This is a genomic window from Hydrotalea sandarakina (genome assembly GCF_003254115.1).
GTDB classification, from domain to species: Bacteria; Bacteroidota; Bacteroidia; order Chitinophagales; family Chitinophagaceae; genus Hydrotalea; species Hydrotalea sandarakina.
In genome coordinates this window covers 149959-168450 of record NZ_QKZV01000004.1, presented here as the reverse complement: position 1 = coordinate 168450, position 18492 = coordinate 149959, and the positions used below count along the sequence as shown (strand labels likewise).

Genomic DNA, 18492 nt, shown 5'->3' with positions numbered 1-18492 from the left:
TCTGCTATCAAAATTTATTATCAAATCCAATGTTGGTCATTGGCCAAAATGTTTCTTGTATTTATACTAAAACAATATGAAAAAGTTATATGTAATTATATTCACAGTACTATGCATTATTCAATTAAAAGCACAAAGCATACAGGGAAGGGTAGCTGATAATCTTACCAATCAGCCTGTTGTGGGTGCCGTGATTGTACTGCCCAATCAGCAAAAACTAATTACGGATGATAATGGCATTTTTATTCTAAAAAACATTACATCTAATATTAATATTACTGTTAATAGCTTGGGTTATGAAAGTCAACAAGTATTGGTAAAACCTTCCAACAAAAATTTATTGATATTACTTACCCCTACTACCGACAACTTAAATAAAGTACAGGTTACGGGTTGGGCAACGGGTAAGCGCGATAATCAGTTAACCGAAGCACAATCGGTGGGTGTATTAACTTATCAGGATTTGCAGCGCGGTAATGGTTTGTTTCCCGAAACTCAAATGAATACTATTCCGGGTGTATTTATGCAAACACGTGGTATTTCGGGTGGTCAACGTATTATTATTCGTGGCTATGGCAATACTACTAATTTTAACGGTTTAGGTTATCAGGTGTATTTAAATAATATTCCATTAACCGATGCAACAGGGCTTACTATTTTAGATGATATTGATTTTTCAACTATTGGAAGAGTTGAAGTGTTTAAGGGGCCGGAGTCAAGTTTATATGGATCGGGTATTGCCGGTGTGGTTAAATTATATTCTATTCAACCCAAGCCCAACACAACAAAGTTTTTGGAAGAAAATACTGTGGGAAGTTATGGACTTTATCGCAATAACACACGTATTGAGTCTGCAGGAAGTAATTCCGTTTTGTTTTTTAACTATGGTCATCAAACGTCAAACGGATACCGTAATCATAGTGCTTCCTCGAAAGATTATGCTTCTTTTAAAGGCGATTTTTATGTGGGTGATCAACAAACTATATCCACTTATTTATCTTATAGTCGTTCGTATGAAGAATTAGCCGGAGAAATTCCCGGTGATACATTGTACAGACGGATTACTTGGAGTGATCCAAAATACGTGAATAACAATGCACATGTGTTAATTGAAAGTTTTAGAGCCGGAATTACCGATGATATTAAAATCAACACACATTTTTCCAATCAAACAACAGCTTATACTTCGGGTTATACATTAGATCAGCCATTTGCTGCCGGATTAAACTCTAATGCAGTATTGACTTTTGGTGGCAGAACAGGTTTTGTGTATAATGGCAAGGCCGGTTCCGTTGGTATTCATGGAATTATTGGCGGACAGTTCGAAAAAACACTTTCATTTAATAAAACCTATAATTTAACCAATGGTGTACTGGGTGGTATTAGAACCGATTTACAAATTCAGGCACAAACCTATAACGTATTTACCGAGTGGAAACTGAATTTGCCCGCTAATTTTATGTTAACAGCAGGAAGCAGTGTTAATTTTATAGAATATAGTATTCGTGATATGTTAACCAATAGTGCTAATCCTACCCATGCTGACCAGTCGGGCTATAAGCGTTTTACACCGGTTGTAAAACCAAGAATTGCACTATTAAAAATGTTAAATAAGAATAATTCTGTTTATGTGGATATAAGCACCGGCTATACACCACCTACTACCAGCAATGTAGTAATACCTGCTATTGGCAAGGTAAACTATGGTTTACAACCTGAAATGGGTATTCAGTATGAGGTAGGTGTAAAAGGCAGTTTGTTGAATAATAAATTATCTTATCAGTTGGCTTTATTTCAGTTAGATGTAAGTAACAAAATCGTAAATCAATCAGTGGCAGCTACTCAAACAAATCCATTTTATACTTTTGCCGTAAATGTGGGTAAGCAACGCGATAACGGTGTAGAATTGTCGTTGAATTATTTGGCTGTTCAATCGAATACTTCTTTCTTCCGTTCGGTAAAACCATTTGTTACATATACTTACTCTAATTTTACTTATGTAGATTTTAAAAGCGATAATAACAATAATTCCGCAACACTCAATTTTTCAGGAAATAAGGTGGCCGGTGTAGCCCCTAATTTTTTAAATATTGGATTTGACGTTGTAACTGCGCCGGGTATTTACTTCAATAGTACTTTTCAATATGTTGATAAAGTGCCTTATACTTACGATAATTTAAATTATGCCAATGCTTATCGTTTATTAGGTGCCAAGCTTGGTTTTAGAAAAACATTCCATCAGCATTTTGATATAGATGCTTTTATCGGCGCTGATAATTTATTAAACAACACCTACTATACGTTTTTATTTTTATCGCCTACTTTGGCTTCACAAACCGATCCTCATTTTATACCGGGTCCTTATACGGCCATGTGGTATGGTGGATTAAAGCTGGCATATCATTTCTAAACTAAGAACTATGAAAATTTTAAACCCAATAATTTTATCATTCATCCTGCTGCTATTAATGGCTTGTAAACAAAAGCAGCAGGATGAAAATTTTAATCCGGCAACAGCTAAAAGAATAGTTTCTGTTTCAAAGCAAATTACAGAAATGCTTTTTGCTTTGGGAAAAGGGAAAGATATAGTTGCATGTGATTTAACCAGTAGCTACCCCGATAGTGCAAAGCTTTTACCTAAGGTGGGATATCACCGTTTGTTAAGTACCGAAGGTATTGTTTCCATGCGTCCTGATGTGGTAGTATACAGCCCTAATATTGGTCCTGCAACCGTTATTCCCCAACTACAACAAGTGGGTATCCGTTGCAAAGAATTTTTTGAATCAAATACTTTAGACAGTGCGCAACTTTTATTAACTGCATTGGCCAATTATTTTGGCGTAAAAGGTGTAGCCGACTCATTAAATAAACAACTGCAACAACAAATGCAAACAGTGTATGCGGCACAAAAACAATGTACAGATACCCCTAAAGTAATGGTGATACAGTTTGGCCAGGCCAACAATGTATTTTTTGTAATGAGTGGAAGAAATGGGCCTGCCGATGCCATGATTCGTTTGGCTGTGGGTAAACCGGCAGTGTATCAGGCTAAAGGAGCATCGCAATTAAGTGCAGAGGCAATTGCCACGGCAAATCCTGATGTGGTAATTGTTACCGATTTTGGTTTTGACAAATTGGGCGGTGTTGAAGGTGTAAAAAAATTACCCGGTGTAGCATTAACCAATGCTGCTAAGAATAATAGAATATATCGTTTTAATGAACACGATATTGTTTATTTTGGTCCAAGAAGCGCAGAAAATATTTTATTGCTCATGAAATTATTACACCCGAATATACATGCTACGTTACCCTAAAATTGCAATAATTGTTTTAATTGGTTTACTCGCCATCACCATGGTACTGGCTATTGCATGGGGTGCTGTTCCTATTTCTTTGCATGAAATGTATGAATCCGTTTTATTGGTTATTCAAAACAAAAGTTTGAATAATATACACGAGGCGGTTTTTTTAGATATTCGCCTGCCTCGTGTATTACTTTGTGCAATTACGGGTGGCATTTTAGCAGCAGCAGGTGTAATGATGCAAGGGCTGTTTCGCAATCCTATTGTTGAGCCAGGACTAATCGGTACCAGTGCCGGTGCTGCTTTTGGAGCATCATTTATTTTTGTTTTATCAGGCACCTTGCCCTTATGGATGCAACATTTATCCGGTGTTTTTTTGTTGCCTTTATTTGCATTCATTGGCGGTATAATAGCAACGGTATTGGTTTATACATTAGCTCGTTCAGCATTCAAAGTTTCTGTAACCAACTTATTGCTCATTGGTATTGCCATTAATGCTATTGCTTTAAGTGGAACCGGTTTTTTAAGTTTTATTTCTCGCGATCCTCAGGCACGCAGTATTACTTTTTGGAACTTGGGAAGTTTTTCCGGGGCTTCATGGTGGCAGGTCATAATTGTGGCTATAGTTACTGTACCTGTTATGTATTTGTTGCAGCGTTGTACCAATCAATTAAATGCACTGATGTTGGGCGATAAAGAAGCCGGTTTTTTAGGAGTGCAAACTGAAAAACTGAAATGGCAAATTTTATTACTGAATACGGCTATGGTAGCTATTGCTACTGCATTTGTGGGCGTAATTGCATTTGTGGGATTGATTGTTCCACATATTATGCGTTTATGGGTAGGGGGTAATAACAGAGTGCTTTTGCCTACTGCGTTTTTGTGTGGTGCCATTTTATTAACCATTGCCGATATGGCTGCTCGTTTATTAATTGCACCCGGCGAAATTCCTATTGGAATTATTACCTCGTTGGTGGGTGCCCCTGTTTTCATTATTTTATTAAAGCAAACTCAGTTACTGCAAAAAGGAGGTAGTGGTTATGATTGAAGTGAAAAATCTTGAATTTTCAATTCATAAAAAACAAATATTGCAGCAAATAGAATTGAAAATTCCCAAAAACAGTTTTACAGTCATCATGGGTGCAAATGGTGCAGGAAAGAGTACTTTATTACAATTATTAGCCGGCAGCTTGTTGCCTACTGCCGGAAATATTTTTATGGATAGTGTAGATATGCAAACTATGAATGCCAGGCAGTTAGCACAAAAAAGAGCCGTTCTTTCACAACAATATTATTTGCCATTTGCTCTAACAGTACGCGAAGTGGTAATGATGGGGCGATATCCTTTCTTCAACAATCATCCAAAAGCAATAGATGAGGACATCGTAGATAAGGCGATGCAATTAATGGATGTGCAAGATTTGGGTAATACCATTTATCAACATTTATCGGGCGGTGAAGCACAAAAGGTACAAATGTGCAGGGTATTAGCACAAATTTTAGATGCCGATGAACAAAATGAAAAATATTTATTGTTAGATGAGCCGGTTTCGCAATTAGATATTAAATACCAGTATCAGTTAATGCAAATAGCCAAACAGCTTACTCGTCAATCAGTTACCGTTATAGCTATTTTACATGATATTAATTTGGCACTGCCCTTTGCCGATACATTGCACTTTATAAAAGACGGTTGCTTGTTTACAAGCTTATATCCGCCGTTTCAAATTACGGATAGTTTAACAAAAGCTGTTTTTGGCATTGGTTCAATGCCTCTCCCTATTCCCAATACCGGTTATCCATTCATTTATTTTCAACCTTAATACTTAAATGCTCTATTTGTTTATGCAAACCCTTGATATTTCATCTACCATTGCATTAATAGCTACCGTTGTATTAACCGTTAATATTTTGTTGGGGATGTTGTTAAGTTCAGCGTACAAGCGTTCCATACATTGGAAAAGGATACCTGATTTTTTGCAACAACTCAGTTTAACCGATCTGCATAATTACACGGCATATGTGGCTCTGGTATTGGTATTGGTACACATCATTTTAATACCAATAGATGCTACAGCGCCATTTTCGTGGTTGCAATTATTATGGCCTTTAACCAATACCCATCAACCTTATATGGCTTTGTTGGGGAGCATCTCTTTTTATGCTTTATTGCTCATTATCATAACTACCCAAAAAATAATAAAAAGCAAAATGGGGTTTAGATATTGGAAAAATGTGCATTTAATAGCTTACGGTATGGCCTTGTTGTTTATTATTCATGGAATATGGATGGATCAGGAATTAAAAGACCGTACACCTGATTTCTTAGATGCAGAAAAGCTGCTATCAGAAATTTGTGGATTGGTTCTGATAGCAGCTTCTGTTATTCGCTTTCGCCATTATTGGAAAAAACAGCGTTACTGAAAAGAATTAATCTTTTTCATTGTCTTTTTTAAACAAATCAAGTTTCGCTGATTCAACATAATTGCGGAAGTTTTTCCATTCAGTATCAAAGAAGTTTCCTGCTTTTTTCGCTACTTTTTGTACACTTTCTTCGGCTACTTTGTAAAGCTTTTCTTCTTGTTCACCCGGCACTGCATTTTTATATAAAGCTGTACTGCGGGCATTGGCAATATTACTGTTTACGGTTACTTGCGGTATAGTGCCATAACCTTGTTTTTCCTGCGGCTTGCCATTAATATCTTCTCGGATTGATTTAATGGATTGTTCTAAATGCTTCATGCTACGGCTAATGCTATCACGTTTACTGCTGTCAATATTCTGCAAGTTGTTTTTAATATTATTCATAATACTTTCCGCAGTAGCTAAACGTTCTGTTAATTCATTTACCTGAACTGTTAATGAATCAATCCGTGCATTAAAGGCCCGTTGTGCTTTTCTAACTTCCATTGAAACAGGAGCATTGGGATCATCATTAACCACAACGGTTGCTGAGTCTTTTAATTTGCCCCATTGTAACACAACAGTGTAAGTACCGGGGTCAACCGGTAATCCGGGCGGTTCTGCGTTACTATTACCTGCATTTCTAAAGCCACCTCTTCTGCCACCGGCGCTTCTTACGCCCTTGCCTTCAAGCCCCCAGAAAAAGCGATTAAAACCTGTATCAGCCTTTACCATTAAGTTTCTTACATTATTGTGTTGTGCATCATAAATATGTACTTGCAAAGTATCCGGCATTTTTTGTTTGCCTGTATCATTTGCATTTCTTTCGGTATAGAAACTAATAGAAGCACCTCTTTTCCTGTTTTCACCCTCGTAAGTACCCCATATGCTATATTCAATACCGGAAGGGTTTTTCATTTTTGCTTCATAAGCAGTAGGAATGGGGAAAGCTACAAGCTTCTGTGTAAAGGCATTTCCGTTATTGGCAGCCAGTTTACGTAATGGTCTAATATCATCTAAAATCCAAATAGCCCGTCCAAAGGTAGCAATGGCTAAATCACCTTCTCTTTCCTGAATAGCTAAGTCATATGTTGAAACAGAAGGATAGTTGTTTTTAAATTGTTGAAATTTTTCGCCATTGTCAAGGCTTACCCATAATCCTTGTTCTGTTCCAACAAAAATTAAATTTGGCTCAACCGGATCTTGAATCATACACAAAGCATATCCCGTTACTTTCTTTTCATCAACCAATCTGGTCCATGTTTTTCCAAAGTCGGTTGTGCGGAATATATAGGGTTTAAAATCGCCTAAACGATAATTATTGCATACCACAAACGCTTCACCTGCTTTGTAACGTGATGCACGAATTTGCGGAATCCAGCTGCCTTCCGGCATGCCCGGAATTTTTCCTCGGAAGTTGGTCCATGTTTTACCGCCATCCTGAGTAAGTTGTACGTTCCCATCATCGGTGCCTACCCAAATTACCCCCCGTTGTACATGTGAAGGTTCAATGCACAAAATGGTACAATAATTTTCTGCGCCGGTTATGTCAATTGATAAACCCCCATTTTTGCTTTGATCTTCTTTGGCAGTATCATTGGTGGTTAAATCGGGCGAAATAATACTCCATGATATTCCTTTATTGGTACTTTTATTTACAAACTGGCTGCCAAAGTAAATGGTATTGTTATCGAATGGGTCTTGTGCAATGGCTGCATTCCAATTAAAGCGATGCCTTAAAGTGCTACCAACATCCGGGGGTTTTATACGCCATTGTTCACCGGTGGCAACATTGTACCTTCCTAATTCTCCTTCCTGGCTCATTGAATATACCCAGTTATAATTATCAGGATCAGGTACTACATCAAATCCGTCGCCACCGCCAACTTCAGTCCAATAACTGTTGCGAATACCGGAATTAATCCAAACATAGGCAGGGCCATACCAACTTCCATTATCTTGTAAACCACCCATTACATGATAAGGTAAAGCATTATCAACATTAATATGGTAGAATTGACCAACCGGTAATTTGCTTTCGAATTGCCAATTTTTTCCTTTGTCGCGGGTAATAGCTAATCCGCCATCGTCACCATCAATAATAAATGAGGGATCATAAGGATGAATCCACCAGGCATGGTGGTCGGGATGAATACCACTGTAAGGAATTAAGATGCGAAAAGTTTTACCGCCATCTTCACTCACACTCACCATTTGATTAATGTTATATAAACGGTTTTCATTTTCGGGGTCAACTCTAATATCTTGAAAATAAAAAGGACGGTTGGTAACGTCGGTTGGATTGCTGTTTACCAGTTCCCATTTAATTCCACCATCATCTGATTTATATAAACCATTTTTAGTGGCTTCTACCATTGCATAAATGCGGCTGGGTAAACTACGGCAAATGGTTAAACCAATTCTGCCGTAATCACCGTCAGGCAATCCGTCGGCTTTACCTAATTTTTTAAATGTTTTCCCACCGTCATAGGTTACAAACAAGCCACTGCCGGGCCCGCCACTGGTAAAGCTCCAAGGTGTGCGGTGATGTTGCCACATAGCCACTAAAAGCTTATTGGGATTACTGGGATCCATTACCATATCGGCAACGCCACTGCTGTCGTTGGTATGTAATATCAACTTCCAGCTTTGTCCACCATCAGTTGTTTTATACAAACCTCTTTCGCCATGCACGCCATAAGGATTACCAATGGCGCCAACATAAACAACATCGGGATTGTTAGGGTCGATGATAATTCGATGAATGTTTTTTGTTTTTTGCAAACCCATGCATTGCCATGTTTTTCCTCCATCTAAACTTTTATAAATACCATCGCCTAAACTTACTGAGTTGCGTGGATTACCCTCGCCGGTTCCAACCCAAACAACCGATGGGTTACTTTGGGTAATAGCTACTGCACCTATGTTTTGAATAGGTTCTTTATCAAAAACCGGTGTCCATGAAGCACCTCCGTTTTCAGTTTTCCAAACGCCACCACTGGCACTTCCCGCATAAATAATGTTAGGATTAGTCCATACCGCATCAATGGCAGTTATACGGCCACTCATTCCGGCAGGACCAATGGTTCGGGGTTGTAAATTTTTAAATTGGGTAGAAAGATTTACCTGTTGTGCTTTTGCCTGCCAGCAAAACGCTGAAGCTAACAACAGGCCATAGTACAATTTTCTCATGCTGCTAATTTTTTGAGATTTGAAAGGTAGCAAAATTTTTAAAGCTGCATTGAATTATTGGATAAACGTAATTCGCTTGCCATTTGTATAATTTTTTTGAAAGAATACCGCTAACGGTGTACCTTTTAGTTTCAAATGCAAAATATTTTTCAATCATGAATGCACAAACGTGCTATTGATTGTAAAGCTTACATACCTTTCAAAATACACCCACTATGAAATGGATTACCCGCATTCTTCTATTGCTTTATTGTATAGCAGAAGTTCCAAGTGTTTTTGCTCAAATTGCACCTGCTTTATTTCAGGAAATGCAATGGCGCATGATTGGCCCCCATCGTGGCGGAAGAACAGTAGGCGCAGTAGGCGTACCCCAACAACCCAATGTATTTTATATTGGAGTAAACAATGGTGGTGTATGGAAAACAAATGATTTTGGCCGAACCTGGACACCCATTTTTGATGAGCAGTCCACGGGATCTATTGGCGATGTTGCGGTTGCGCCTTCCAATCCAAATATAATTTATGTAGGTTCAGGTGAAGGATTGCAACGCCCCGATTTATCCGTAGGGAATGGCATTTATAAATCAACAGATGCCGGTAAAACTTGGCAACATCTTGGCTTAACCGATGTACAGCAAGTGGGTGCCGTTGTAATTGATCCGCAAAATCCGGATCGGGTATTTGTTGCCGCTATGGGGCATCCTTATGGCCCCAATGCCGAACGAGGGGTTTTCAGAACTTTAGATGGCGGTAAAACCTGGCAAAAAGTTTTGTATGTTGATGAAAACACCGGTGCAGTTCAGGTAGCCATCGATCCCAAAAATCCGAATATTGTTTTTGCCGACTTATGGGCCGGCAGACAAGGTCCTTGGGAAAATGGCGAATGGAATGGTCCGAATAGTGGTTTATACAAATCAACCGATGGCGGACAAACCTGGAAAAAAATAACCAAAGGATTACCCACAACAGAACAAGGTTTAGGGCGAATTGGATTTTGCATTGCGCCCAGTAATCCAAACAGAATGTATGCTACTGTGGATGCAGGCCAATATGGCGGTATGTTTAGAAGTGATGATGGTGGTGAAAGTTGGTACAGTATTAGTAATGATGGTCGCTATTGGGGCCGAGGCAGCGATTTTGCAGAAGTAAAAGTTGATCCCCAAAATGAAAATATTGTGTACACCGCTAATGTGGTTGTTTGGAAATCGGAAGATGGCGGCCATCACTGGACAGACTTTAGAGGTGCACCCGGTGGTGATGATTATCACCGCATTTGGATAAACCCAAATAACCCTGACATTATTTTAATAGCTGCCGACCAAGGTGCTATTATTACCGTAAATGGCGGCAAAACATTTTCTTCATGGTATAATCAACCCACTGCTCAGTTTTATCATGTAAGTACCGATAATGCCTTTCCGTACAATGTATATGGTGGGCAACAGGAAAGCGGTTCGGTAGGCATAGCATCACGCGGCAATGATGGACAAATTACTTTTCGTGAATGGCATCCCGTTGGTGTTGAAGAATATGGTTATGTGGCAGCCGATCCATTAAATCCGAATATTATTTATGGCGGGAAAATAACAAGATACGATAAGCGTACCGGACAGGTTCAAAATGTTGCCCCCGAAGCTATACGCAGTGGTAAATATCGCTTTATTAGAACGGCGCCGGTATTGTTTTCACCCGTCAATCCACATACGTTATATTTTGCCGGCAATGTATTGTTTAAAACCAATAATGGTGGTAATAGCTGGGAAGTTATCAGCCCCGATTTAACCAGAAGTGAATGGGACATACCTGCCAGCGTAGGTATTTATACTACTGCTGCACTTAAAACCATGCCCCGTAGAGGTGTAATTTATACCATTGCTCCCTCCTATACCGATAGCAATACTATTTGGTGTGGCACAGATGATGGCTATATTCAAATTACCAGAAACGGCGGTAAAACTTGGACAAACATTACGCCCGCTTCTATTACATCATGGAGTAAGATTTCACTGATGGATTGCGGACATTTTGATAATAATACCGTTTATGCTGCTGTAAACAGAATTCGTTGCGACGATTTACACCCTCACATTTATATAACGCATGATGGTGGTAAAACTTGGCAGGAAAAAGTGAATGGGCTGCCCGATAATGAACCCATTAATGTTGTAAGGGAAGATCCAAAAGTTAAAGGCTTATTGTTTGCAGGCTCAGAAAATGCAGTTTATGTATCCTTTGATGATGGTGCCCATTGGCAATCTCTTCGTTTAAATATGCCGGCAACTTCAGTTCGTGATTTGGTAATTAAGGATGATGATATTGTGGTAGGAACACATGGTCGTTCATTTTGGATTTTAGATAACATTACACCGCTTCGTCAAATTGCACAACAACGCATTACCGTTGGTAATCCCTATTTGTTTCAACCACAAAAAGCCATGCGTATTCGTTGGGATATGAATACGGACACACCGTTGCCACAAGAAGAACCGGCAGGCCAAAATCCGCCCGATGGAGCAATTATTGACTACTATTTGCCCAATGATTATGCAGGTACTGTTACATTAACCATTAAAGATATGGCCGGTAACATTGTTCGAAAATATGCCAGTACCGATACACCTTATCATATTCCAAAAGTAAATATTCCCAAATACTGGATTCGTCCGCAGCAAATTTTGTCATCAAAACCCGGTATGCATCGTTTTTTGTGGGATGTTCATTACACACCGTTACCATTGCCCCCGGTTTACCCAATAGCTGCTATTTACGGCAATACTGCACCGTTGCCAACATCGCCTTGGGTATTACCCGGAAAGTACATTGTTGAGCTGGAAGCCAATGGTAAAAAGTTACAACAAAACATGGAAGTAATTATGGATCCAAGGGTAACAACATCTAAAGCGCAATTGCAACAACAATTTACCTTGGCAAAACAATGTTATGAAATTGGCAAAACCTGTTTGAATAGATTGAATGCCATTCAAGAAAAATTAATGCAATCAAACAACAACGATAATGTTGCTTTAAAAGCTTTGCAAGGAAATAATGTAGGCCGCAGAGGTATGGGCTCGGAAACCTCTTATAATGCGCTTTTACAACAAAGTCAAAATGTGTTAAGCATGTTAGAAGATGCCGATATGCCGCCAACCGTAGCTATGCAAAATGCAGTTCAACAATTAACTCGGCAGTTGCAGCAATTAGAACAAAAATGGCAATCATTAGCAAATTTATAAATAGTTCAATACTTAAAACCATATAACATGAGAAAATGCTTTGTTAGTTTACCCTTATTGTTGGGAGTTTTTTTGGTAACCAATTTGCCAGCGCAGCAAAGTAGAAAAGCAACTACTATTGCTCCGGCAATGAATGTAGATTCGGTTTATTTTTCTGCTTTAAAGTTTAGGGAAATTGGCCCTTACCGTGGTGGCCGAAGTGCTGCCGTTACCGGAAGTTTCAGTCATAAAACCACTTTTTATTTTGGAGCAACAGGTGGTGGAGTATGGAAAACAACCGATGGTGGCAGTAACTGGAAAAATATAAGTGATAAATATTTTGGTGGAAGTATTGGTGCTGTTGCTGTTGCACCCAGCGATGAAACAATTATTTATGTGGGTGAAGGTGAAAATTCATTACGTGGTAATGTTTCCGAAGGTTTGGGCGGTATGTGGCGCAGTGATGATGGCGGCAGAAGTTGGAAGAATATTGGATTAAAAGATGGCCGACACATTATACGCATAATTGTAGATCCTAAAGATCCGAACATAGTTTGGGCAGCTGTCATGGGGCATACTTTTGGGCCTAATGAAGAAAGAGGCGTGTATAAAACTACCAATGGCGGCAAAACGTGGAAAAGGGTTTTATATGTAAACAATCTTACGGCTTGCTCTGATTTGGTAATGGAACCGGGTAATCCTAATGTATTGTATGCAGGCATGTGGCATGTAGAAAGAACACCTTATAGTATGATTAGCGGCGGCGATGGAAGCGGCTTATATAAAAGTACCGATGGCGGTGAAACCTGGACGAATTTAACGGCAAAAAAAGGCTTGCCCAAAGGTGTTTGGGGAATTGTAGGTGTTGCAGTAGCACCCTCAAACACCGATAAAGTGTATGCAATAATTGAAAATGCAAAAGGCGGTTTATTTGTAAGTAATGATGGTGGTGAAACTTGGAATTTACAAAGCAATGATAACAATATTCGGCAACGGGCATGGTATTATTCTAAGGTTTTTGTTGATCCTAAAAACGAAAACACGGTTTATGTGCTGAATGTTGAATTGATGCGCAGCCGTGATGGCGGTAAAACTTTTCAGGCCATTAATACCCCGCATAGCGACCACCATGATTTATGGATTGACCCCGAAGATGGTAATAGAATGATTGTAGCAGATGACGGTGGCGCACAAGTTTCTTTTAATGGCGGACAAACCTGGAGTACCATGATGAACCAACCAACAGCACAAATTTATCGGGTATCAACCGACAATTCTTTCCCTTACAGAATATTAGGGGCACAGCAAGATAATACAACATTGCGTATTAAAAGTCGTTCTAACGGACCGGGCATTGGCGAAGCTGATTGGCAAGCTACAGCAGGTGCAGAAAGTGGTTATGTAGTGGCCGATCCGCTTAATCCTGACATAGTGTACGGAGGAAATTATGGCGGCTATTTATCGCGTCTTGACCATCGTACCGGTGAAAACAGAGCAATTAACGTTTGGCCGGATAATCCTATGGGTGCAGGTGCCGATGTGTTGAAATACCGCTTTCAATGGAACTTCCCTATCTTCTTTTCTCCAACCAATCCTAAAAAATTGTATGCTGCCGGAAATCATTTGTTTGTAACCGAAAATGAAGGCAGAAGTTGGGAAATGATTAGCCCCGACTTAACTACCAATGATAAAGCCAAACAAGCTTCCAGTGGCGGACCTATTACTCAGGATAATACATCAGTGGAATATTATTGCACCATTTTTACCGCTGCTGAATCAGCTACGGAGCCCAATGTTTTATGGACCGGCAGCGATGATGGATTGATTTATGTTACAAAAGACGGAGGCAAAAATTGGGAAAATGTAACACCGCCCGATGCAGGTAAGTGGATGATGTGGAATTGTGTTGAAGTTGACCCTAAGCAAAAAGGTAAAGCTTATTTTGCCGGTACTAAATATAAAATGGACGATTATACGCCCTATTTGTTCAAAACAGAAGATTATGGTAAAACCTGGAAGCGCATCACCAATGGCATTCCGTTCAATTATTTTACTCGCTGCATCAGGGCCGATAAGCAACGGGCCGGATTACTGTATGCCGGTACTGAATATGGTTTGTTTATTAGTTACAATGATGGTGAGACCTGGCAACCATTTCAGCTGAATTTACCCAAAGTACCTATTACTGATTTAACCATTAAAGACAATGATTTAATTGTTGCTACACAAGGTCGCGGTTTTTGGGTGTTGGATGACTTGGGTTTATTGCAACAGAAAGAAGCAACAGCATTGCAACAAAATTTGCATGTGTTTGCCGTAAGTGATGCTTACAGATATACCACCGGCGGTCGCTTTAGAAGAACTTTTACAACACACAATGCTAACATGGGAACAAATCCGCCTAACGGAGTAGTATTTAGGTATTTTATTAAAAATGCCGGCGACTCTGGTAAGATTCACATTACTATATTTGATAAACAGGGTAAACCTATTGAAACTTACGGTACAAAAAAATTACCTGTTGATGTTAATACAGGTATGAATGAATTTGTTTGGGATATGAATTACCCCGGTGGTAAAAAAATTGATGATATGATTTTATGGAACGGTACTATTGGTAACGTAAAAGCTGCTCCGGGTAAATACATGGCACGATTTAAATTCATGAAAGATTCAGTTGATGTGCCTTTTGTAATTAAAGGAATTCCTGATCAAAATATGACACAAGAGGATTATGATGCACAAGTGAATTTCTTGTTACAAATTCGAGATAAGTTTAATGAAGTGCAAACTGCCATACAAAATATTAGGGCTTTGCGTAAGCAAATGAACGATTTTGTTGCTCGGTTAGATGCCGAAAAATCGAAAATGCTGAAACCTGTTACGGATAGCATTAATAAACGGTTAACAAAAATTGAAGAAGCATTGTACCAAACAAAAGCCAAAAGCAGTCAGGATGTTTTAAACTACCCGATTAGAATAAACGATAAATTATCCGGATTATTTAATGTTGTAGCCAGTGGCTATACTGCACCCAGTAAGCAATCTCGTGAAGTGTATGCCGACTTAAGTGCACAAGCCGATGAACAGTTGCATTTGTTGGATGCTATTTTGAAGAAAGATATACCTGCCTTAAATACCCTAATTAATAAAGAACAGTTGCCTGTTATTGGCATAAAAAATGAAGATTAAATATTGGTTTGTTTAATTTTTTAACCACGTATGCAATTTTATTTTGTATACGTGGTTTTTGTTTAATAAGGGTATTCAGTTGAAAGGCTGCGGGATGGAAGCGGTAGCCCGCAAACGCAGTGCGGACTATAAGCGTACAGCCCGAACTACTGCTGAATAAAGCACTTTGGCCGATAGCCCATAAACTAACAACAGTTCGCAACGAAATACTTTAATTTTACTGCATTAATAGCTGCAATTAAAAAATTTCATGATAGCGCATTTACAAACATTACAACAACAATTGCAGGGCGAATTGTATTATGACACAACCATGCGCACTTTGTATGCAACTGATGCATCGGCGTATAGAGAAATGCCGTTGGCCGTGGCTTTGCCCAAAACAGAAAGCGATATAAAATTATTAATTGCTTTTGCATTACAACACAAAACTTCTTTAATACCACGTACGGCAGGTACATCATTGGCCGGCCAAGTGGTTGGTAACGGTATAGTCGTTGACGTATCAAAATATTTTAATGAAATATTAGAGTTGAATGTTAATGAAAAATGGGTACGGGTACAACCGGGTGTAATTAGAGACGATTTGAATGTTTTTTTAAAGCCTTATGGATTGCTTTTTGGACCGGAAACATCAACCGCTAACAGGGCAATGATTGGGGGTATGGTTGGTAATAACTCTTGCGGTTCGAATTCGGTGGTTTATAAAAGTACTCGTGAACATATTATTGAAATTAAAGCTATTTTGAGTGATGGCAGTGATGTGGTGTTTGGTGAAACCGACCTGGATACCTTTCATGCAAAATGTGAAATGGATACATTGGAAGGGAGAATTTATAATAACATAAGGCAATTGTTGAGTAATTATGATAACCGTGTTGAAATTGCCAAACAGTTTCCAAAAAAATCTATTGAGCGTAGAAATACCGGATATGCAATTGATTTATTAATGCAGACGGCACCCTTTGAAGCCGGTGGTCCGAATTTTAATTTTTGCACCTTAATTGCAGGCTCAGAGGGTACTTTGGCTTTCATTACAGAGATAAAGCTAAATGTGGTACCGTTACCTCCTAAAGAAACGGGTTTATTGTGTGTGCATTTTAATACAATACATGAATCGTTGTTGGCTAATTTAATTGCTTTGCAGTTTGCACCTACGGCCAGCGAACTAATTGATCATTATATTTTAGAATGTACGAAAGGCAATATTGAACAGCAAAAAAATCGGTTTTTTGTAAAAGGCGATCCCGGTGCTATATTGGTAGTTGAGTTTAAGAAAAATACACGTGAAAAAATAACGCGGATTGCCGAACAAGTAGAGGCGGCAATGCGTGAAAAAGGATTGGGTTACCATTTTCCGTTATTGTTTGGCGATGATACTAAAAAAATATGGAATTTACGCAAGGCGGGATTAGGATTGTTGGGGAACATGCCGGGTGATGACAAAGCCGTTCCCGTTATTGAAGATACTGCAGTAGATGTGAATGATTTGCCTGATTATATTGCTGACTTCAATAAAATTTTAGAAAAATATGGTTTGTATTCCGTGCATTATGCACATGCAGGTTCAGGTGAATTACATTTGCGCCCCATTATTAACTTAAAAACTGCCGAAGGAAATGCCTTGTTCAGAACCATTGCAACGGAAGTTGCTGCTTTGGTAAAACAATATAATGGTTCATTAAGCGGTGAACATGGTGATGGCAGGTTGCGTGGTGAATTTATTCCGAAAATGATTGGTGCGAAAAATTATGCATTATTAAAACAAATAAAAGAAACTTGGGATCCACATCATATTTTTAATCCGGGTAAAATTGTTGATACCCCTCCCATGAATACTTTTTTACGTTATACCCCTGGGCAAAAAGATCCGAATGTAATAACTGTTTTTCGTTGGGGAAACCAAACAGTTTTACAGCATGCAGAGCAATGCAATGGATCGGGTGATTGCCGTAAAACACATCTGTCCGGCGGTACTATGTGCCCATCGTTCATGGCAACGCGGAATGAAAAAGATACTACCCGGGCACGTGCTAATATTTTACGAGAGTTTTTAACGCATTCAATTGCTATTAATAAATTCAATCACAAAGAAATTTATGAGGTAATGGATTTGTGCCTGAGTTGTAAGGGATGCAAATCTGAATGTCCTTCGAATGTTGATGTGGCTAAATTAAAAGCAGAATTTTTACAGCAATATTATAATGCTAACGGAATACCCTTTAGGTCAAAACTTATTGCAAATTTTAGTGCCGTTGCAAAGATTGGATCGGTATGGCCCGGCTTGTACAATGGTTTGGTTACCAATCGTATTTCAGGTAGTTTGATAAAAAAAATCGCAGGTTTTGCTGTAAAGCGCTCAATGCCAACTCTTTCAAAAATAACGGTTAGAGAATGGATGCGTAAAAGAAAGGAACCTGCTTCCAATAATGGTGCTAAAAGAAAAGTTTACTTTTTTTGTGATGAGTTTACCAATTATAATGATGCCGGTATTGGTATTACTGCTATTCAATTATTAGAAAAGCTGGGATATGAAGTGGTAATTCCCCATCATGTTGAAAGTGGAAGAGCCATGCTATCCAAAGGTTTGTTATTGAAAGCTAAAGCAATAGCACATCAAAATATTGATTGGTTAAGTGATATAGTGAGCGAAGAAGCACCATTGATAGGTATTGAACCGTCGGCAATACTTACTTTTAGAGATGAGTATATTGATTTGGCAGATGATGATCATTATGAAAAAGCCAAGCAGCTGGCAAAAAATGTTTTTTATATTGATGAGTTTTTAGCCTGCGAAATAGAAAAAGGTTTTATAAGTGCTGCTTTATTTACAGATACCGACAAAAAAATTGTGTTACACGGTCACTGTCAGCAAAAAGCCTTAACTAATTTGAATGATACCGTAAAAGTTTTATCCTTACCCCAAAATTATACCGTCAATACATTACCGTCCGGTTGTTGTGGTATGGCCGGTTCATTCGGTTATGAAAGGGAGCATTATGATTTATCCATGCAAATTGGTAATTTGGTATTGTTTCCTGCAGTTAATAAAGCCGATGCTACAACCATTATTGCGGCACCGGGTACTAGTTGTCGGCATCAAATTAAAGATGGAACAGGTAAACAGGCTAAACATACCGTTGAGGTTTTATGGGAAGCATTATTGTAAATTTCTTTTTAATGAATGATAC

The 18492-nt window shown here is 38.8% G+C and carries 9 protein-coding genes; 8 read left to right on the top strand and 1 reads right to left on the bottom strand.

Features of this window, described 5'->3' with window-relative positions:
* The first annotated feature begins 76 nt into the window (after nucleotides 1-76).
* The 5 genes from LX80_RS07750 to LX80_RS07730 are packed head-to-tail and all read left to right on the top strand — an operon-like array spanning nucleotide 77 to nucleotide 5726.
* Entirely contained in the window at nucleotides 77-2410 is a 2334-nt protein-coding gene (locus LX80_RS07750; RefSeq protein ID WP_111294935.1) for a TonB-dependent receptor, read from the top strand.
* A 10-nt stretch (nucleotides 2411-2420) separates the two neighbouring features.
* On the top strand, nucleotides 2421-3314 hold the full coding sequence (locus tag LX80_RS07745) for a heme/hemin ABC transporter substrate-binding protein (protein WP_111294933.1): 894 nt from the start codon (nucleotides 2421-2423) through the stop codon (nucleotides 3312-3314).
* Nucleotides 3298-4350, top strand: coding sequence for a FecCD family ABC transporter permease (locus LX80_RS07740; protein ID WP_111294931.1), 1053 nt, complete (start codon nucleotides 3298-3300; stop codon nucleotides 4348-4350). Before LX80_RS07745 ends, LX80_RS07740 begins: the two co-directional genes overlap by 17 nt.
* A complete protein-coding gene (locus LX80_RS07735) occupies nucleotides 4343-5125 on the top strand; it encodes an ATP-binding cassette domain-containing protein (protein ID WP_111294929.1) in 783 nt (260 codons plus the stop codon). Before LX80_RS07740 ends, LX80_RS07735 begins: the two co-directional genes overlap by 8 nt.
* Before the next feature lie 22 nt (nucleotides 5126-5147).
* Nucleotides 5148-5726 (top strand): ferric reductase-like transmembrane domain-containing protein, encoded by a 579-nt coding sequence (locus tag LX80_RS07730; RefSeq protein WP_170120403.1) that lies wholly within the window; start codon nucleotides 5148-5150, stop codon nucleotides 5724-5726.
* A 6-nt stretch (nucleotides 5727-5732) separates the two neighbouring features.
* Here LX80_RS07730 and LX80_RS07725 read toward each other — a convergent pair whose 3' ends face one another.
* Complete coding sequence (locus LX80_RS07725; RefSeq protein WP_111294925.1) at nucleotides 5733-8897, bottom strand: WD40/YVTN/BNR-like repeat-containing protein; 3165 nt, start codon at nucleotides 8895-8897, stop codon at nucleotides 5733-5735.
* 215 nt (nucleotides 8898-9112) lie between these two features.
* Here LX80_RS07725 and LX80_RS07720 point away from each other — a divergent pair, with 215 nt between their 5' ends.
* The 3 genes from LX80_RS07720 to LX80_RS07705 all read left to right on the top strand — a co-directional run bounded on the left by LX80_RS07720 (nucleotide 9113) and on the right by LX80_RS07705 (nucleotide 18470).
* Nucleotides 9113-12130, top strand: a complete 3018-nt coding sequence (locus LX80_RS07720; RefSeq protein ID WP_211307729.1) for a VPS10 domain-containing protein — start codon at nucleotides 9113-9115, stop codon at nucleotides 12128-12130.
* A gap of 27 nt (nucleotides 12131-12157) precedes the next feature.
* Nucleotides 12158-15301: a WD40/YVTN/BNR-like repeat-containing protein gene (locus LX80_RS07715; protein WP_111294923.1), complete on the top strand. Its 3144-nt coding sequence runs from the start codon at nucleotides 12158-12160 to the stop codon at nucleotides 15299-15301.
* 250 nt (nucleotides 15302-15551) lie between these two features.
* Nucleotides 15552-18470, top strand: a complete 2919-nt coding sequence (locus LX80_RS07705) for an FAD-binding and (Fe-S)-binding domain-containing protein (RefSeq protein ID WP_111294919.1) — start codon at nucleotides 15552-15554, stop codon at nucleotides 18468-18470.
* Nucleotides 18471-18492 lie beyond the last annotated feature (22 nt).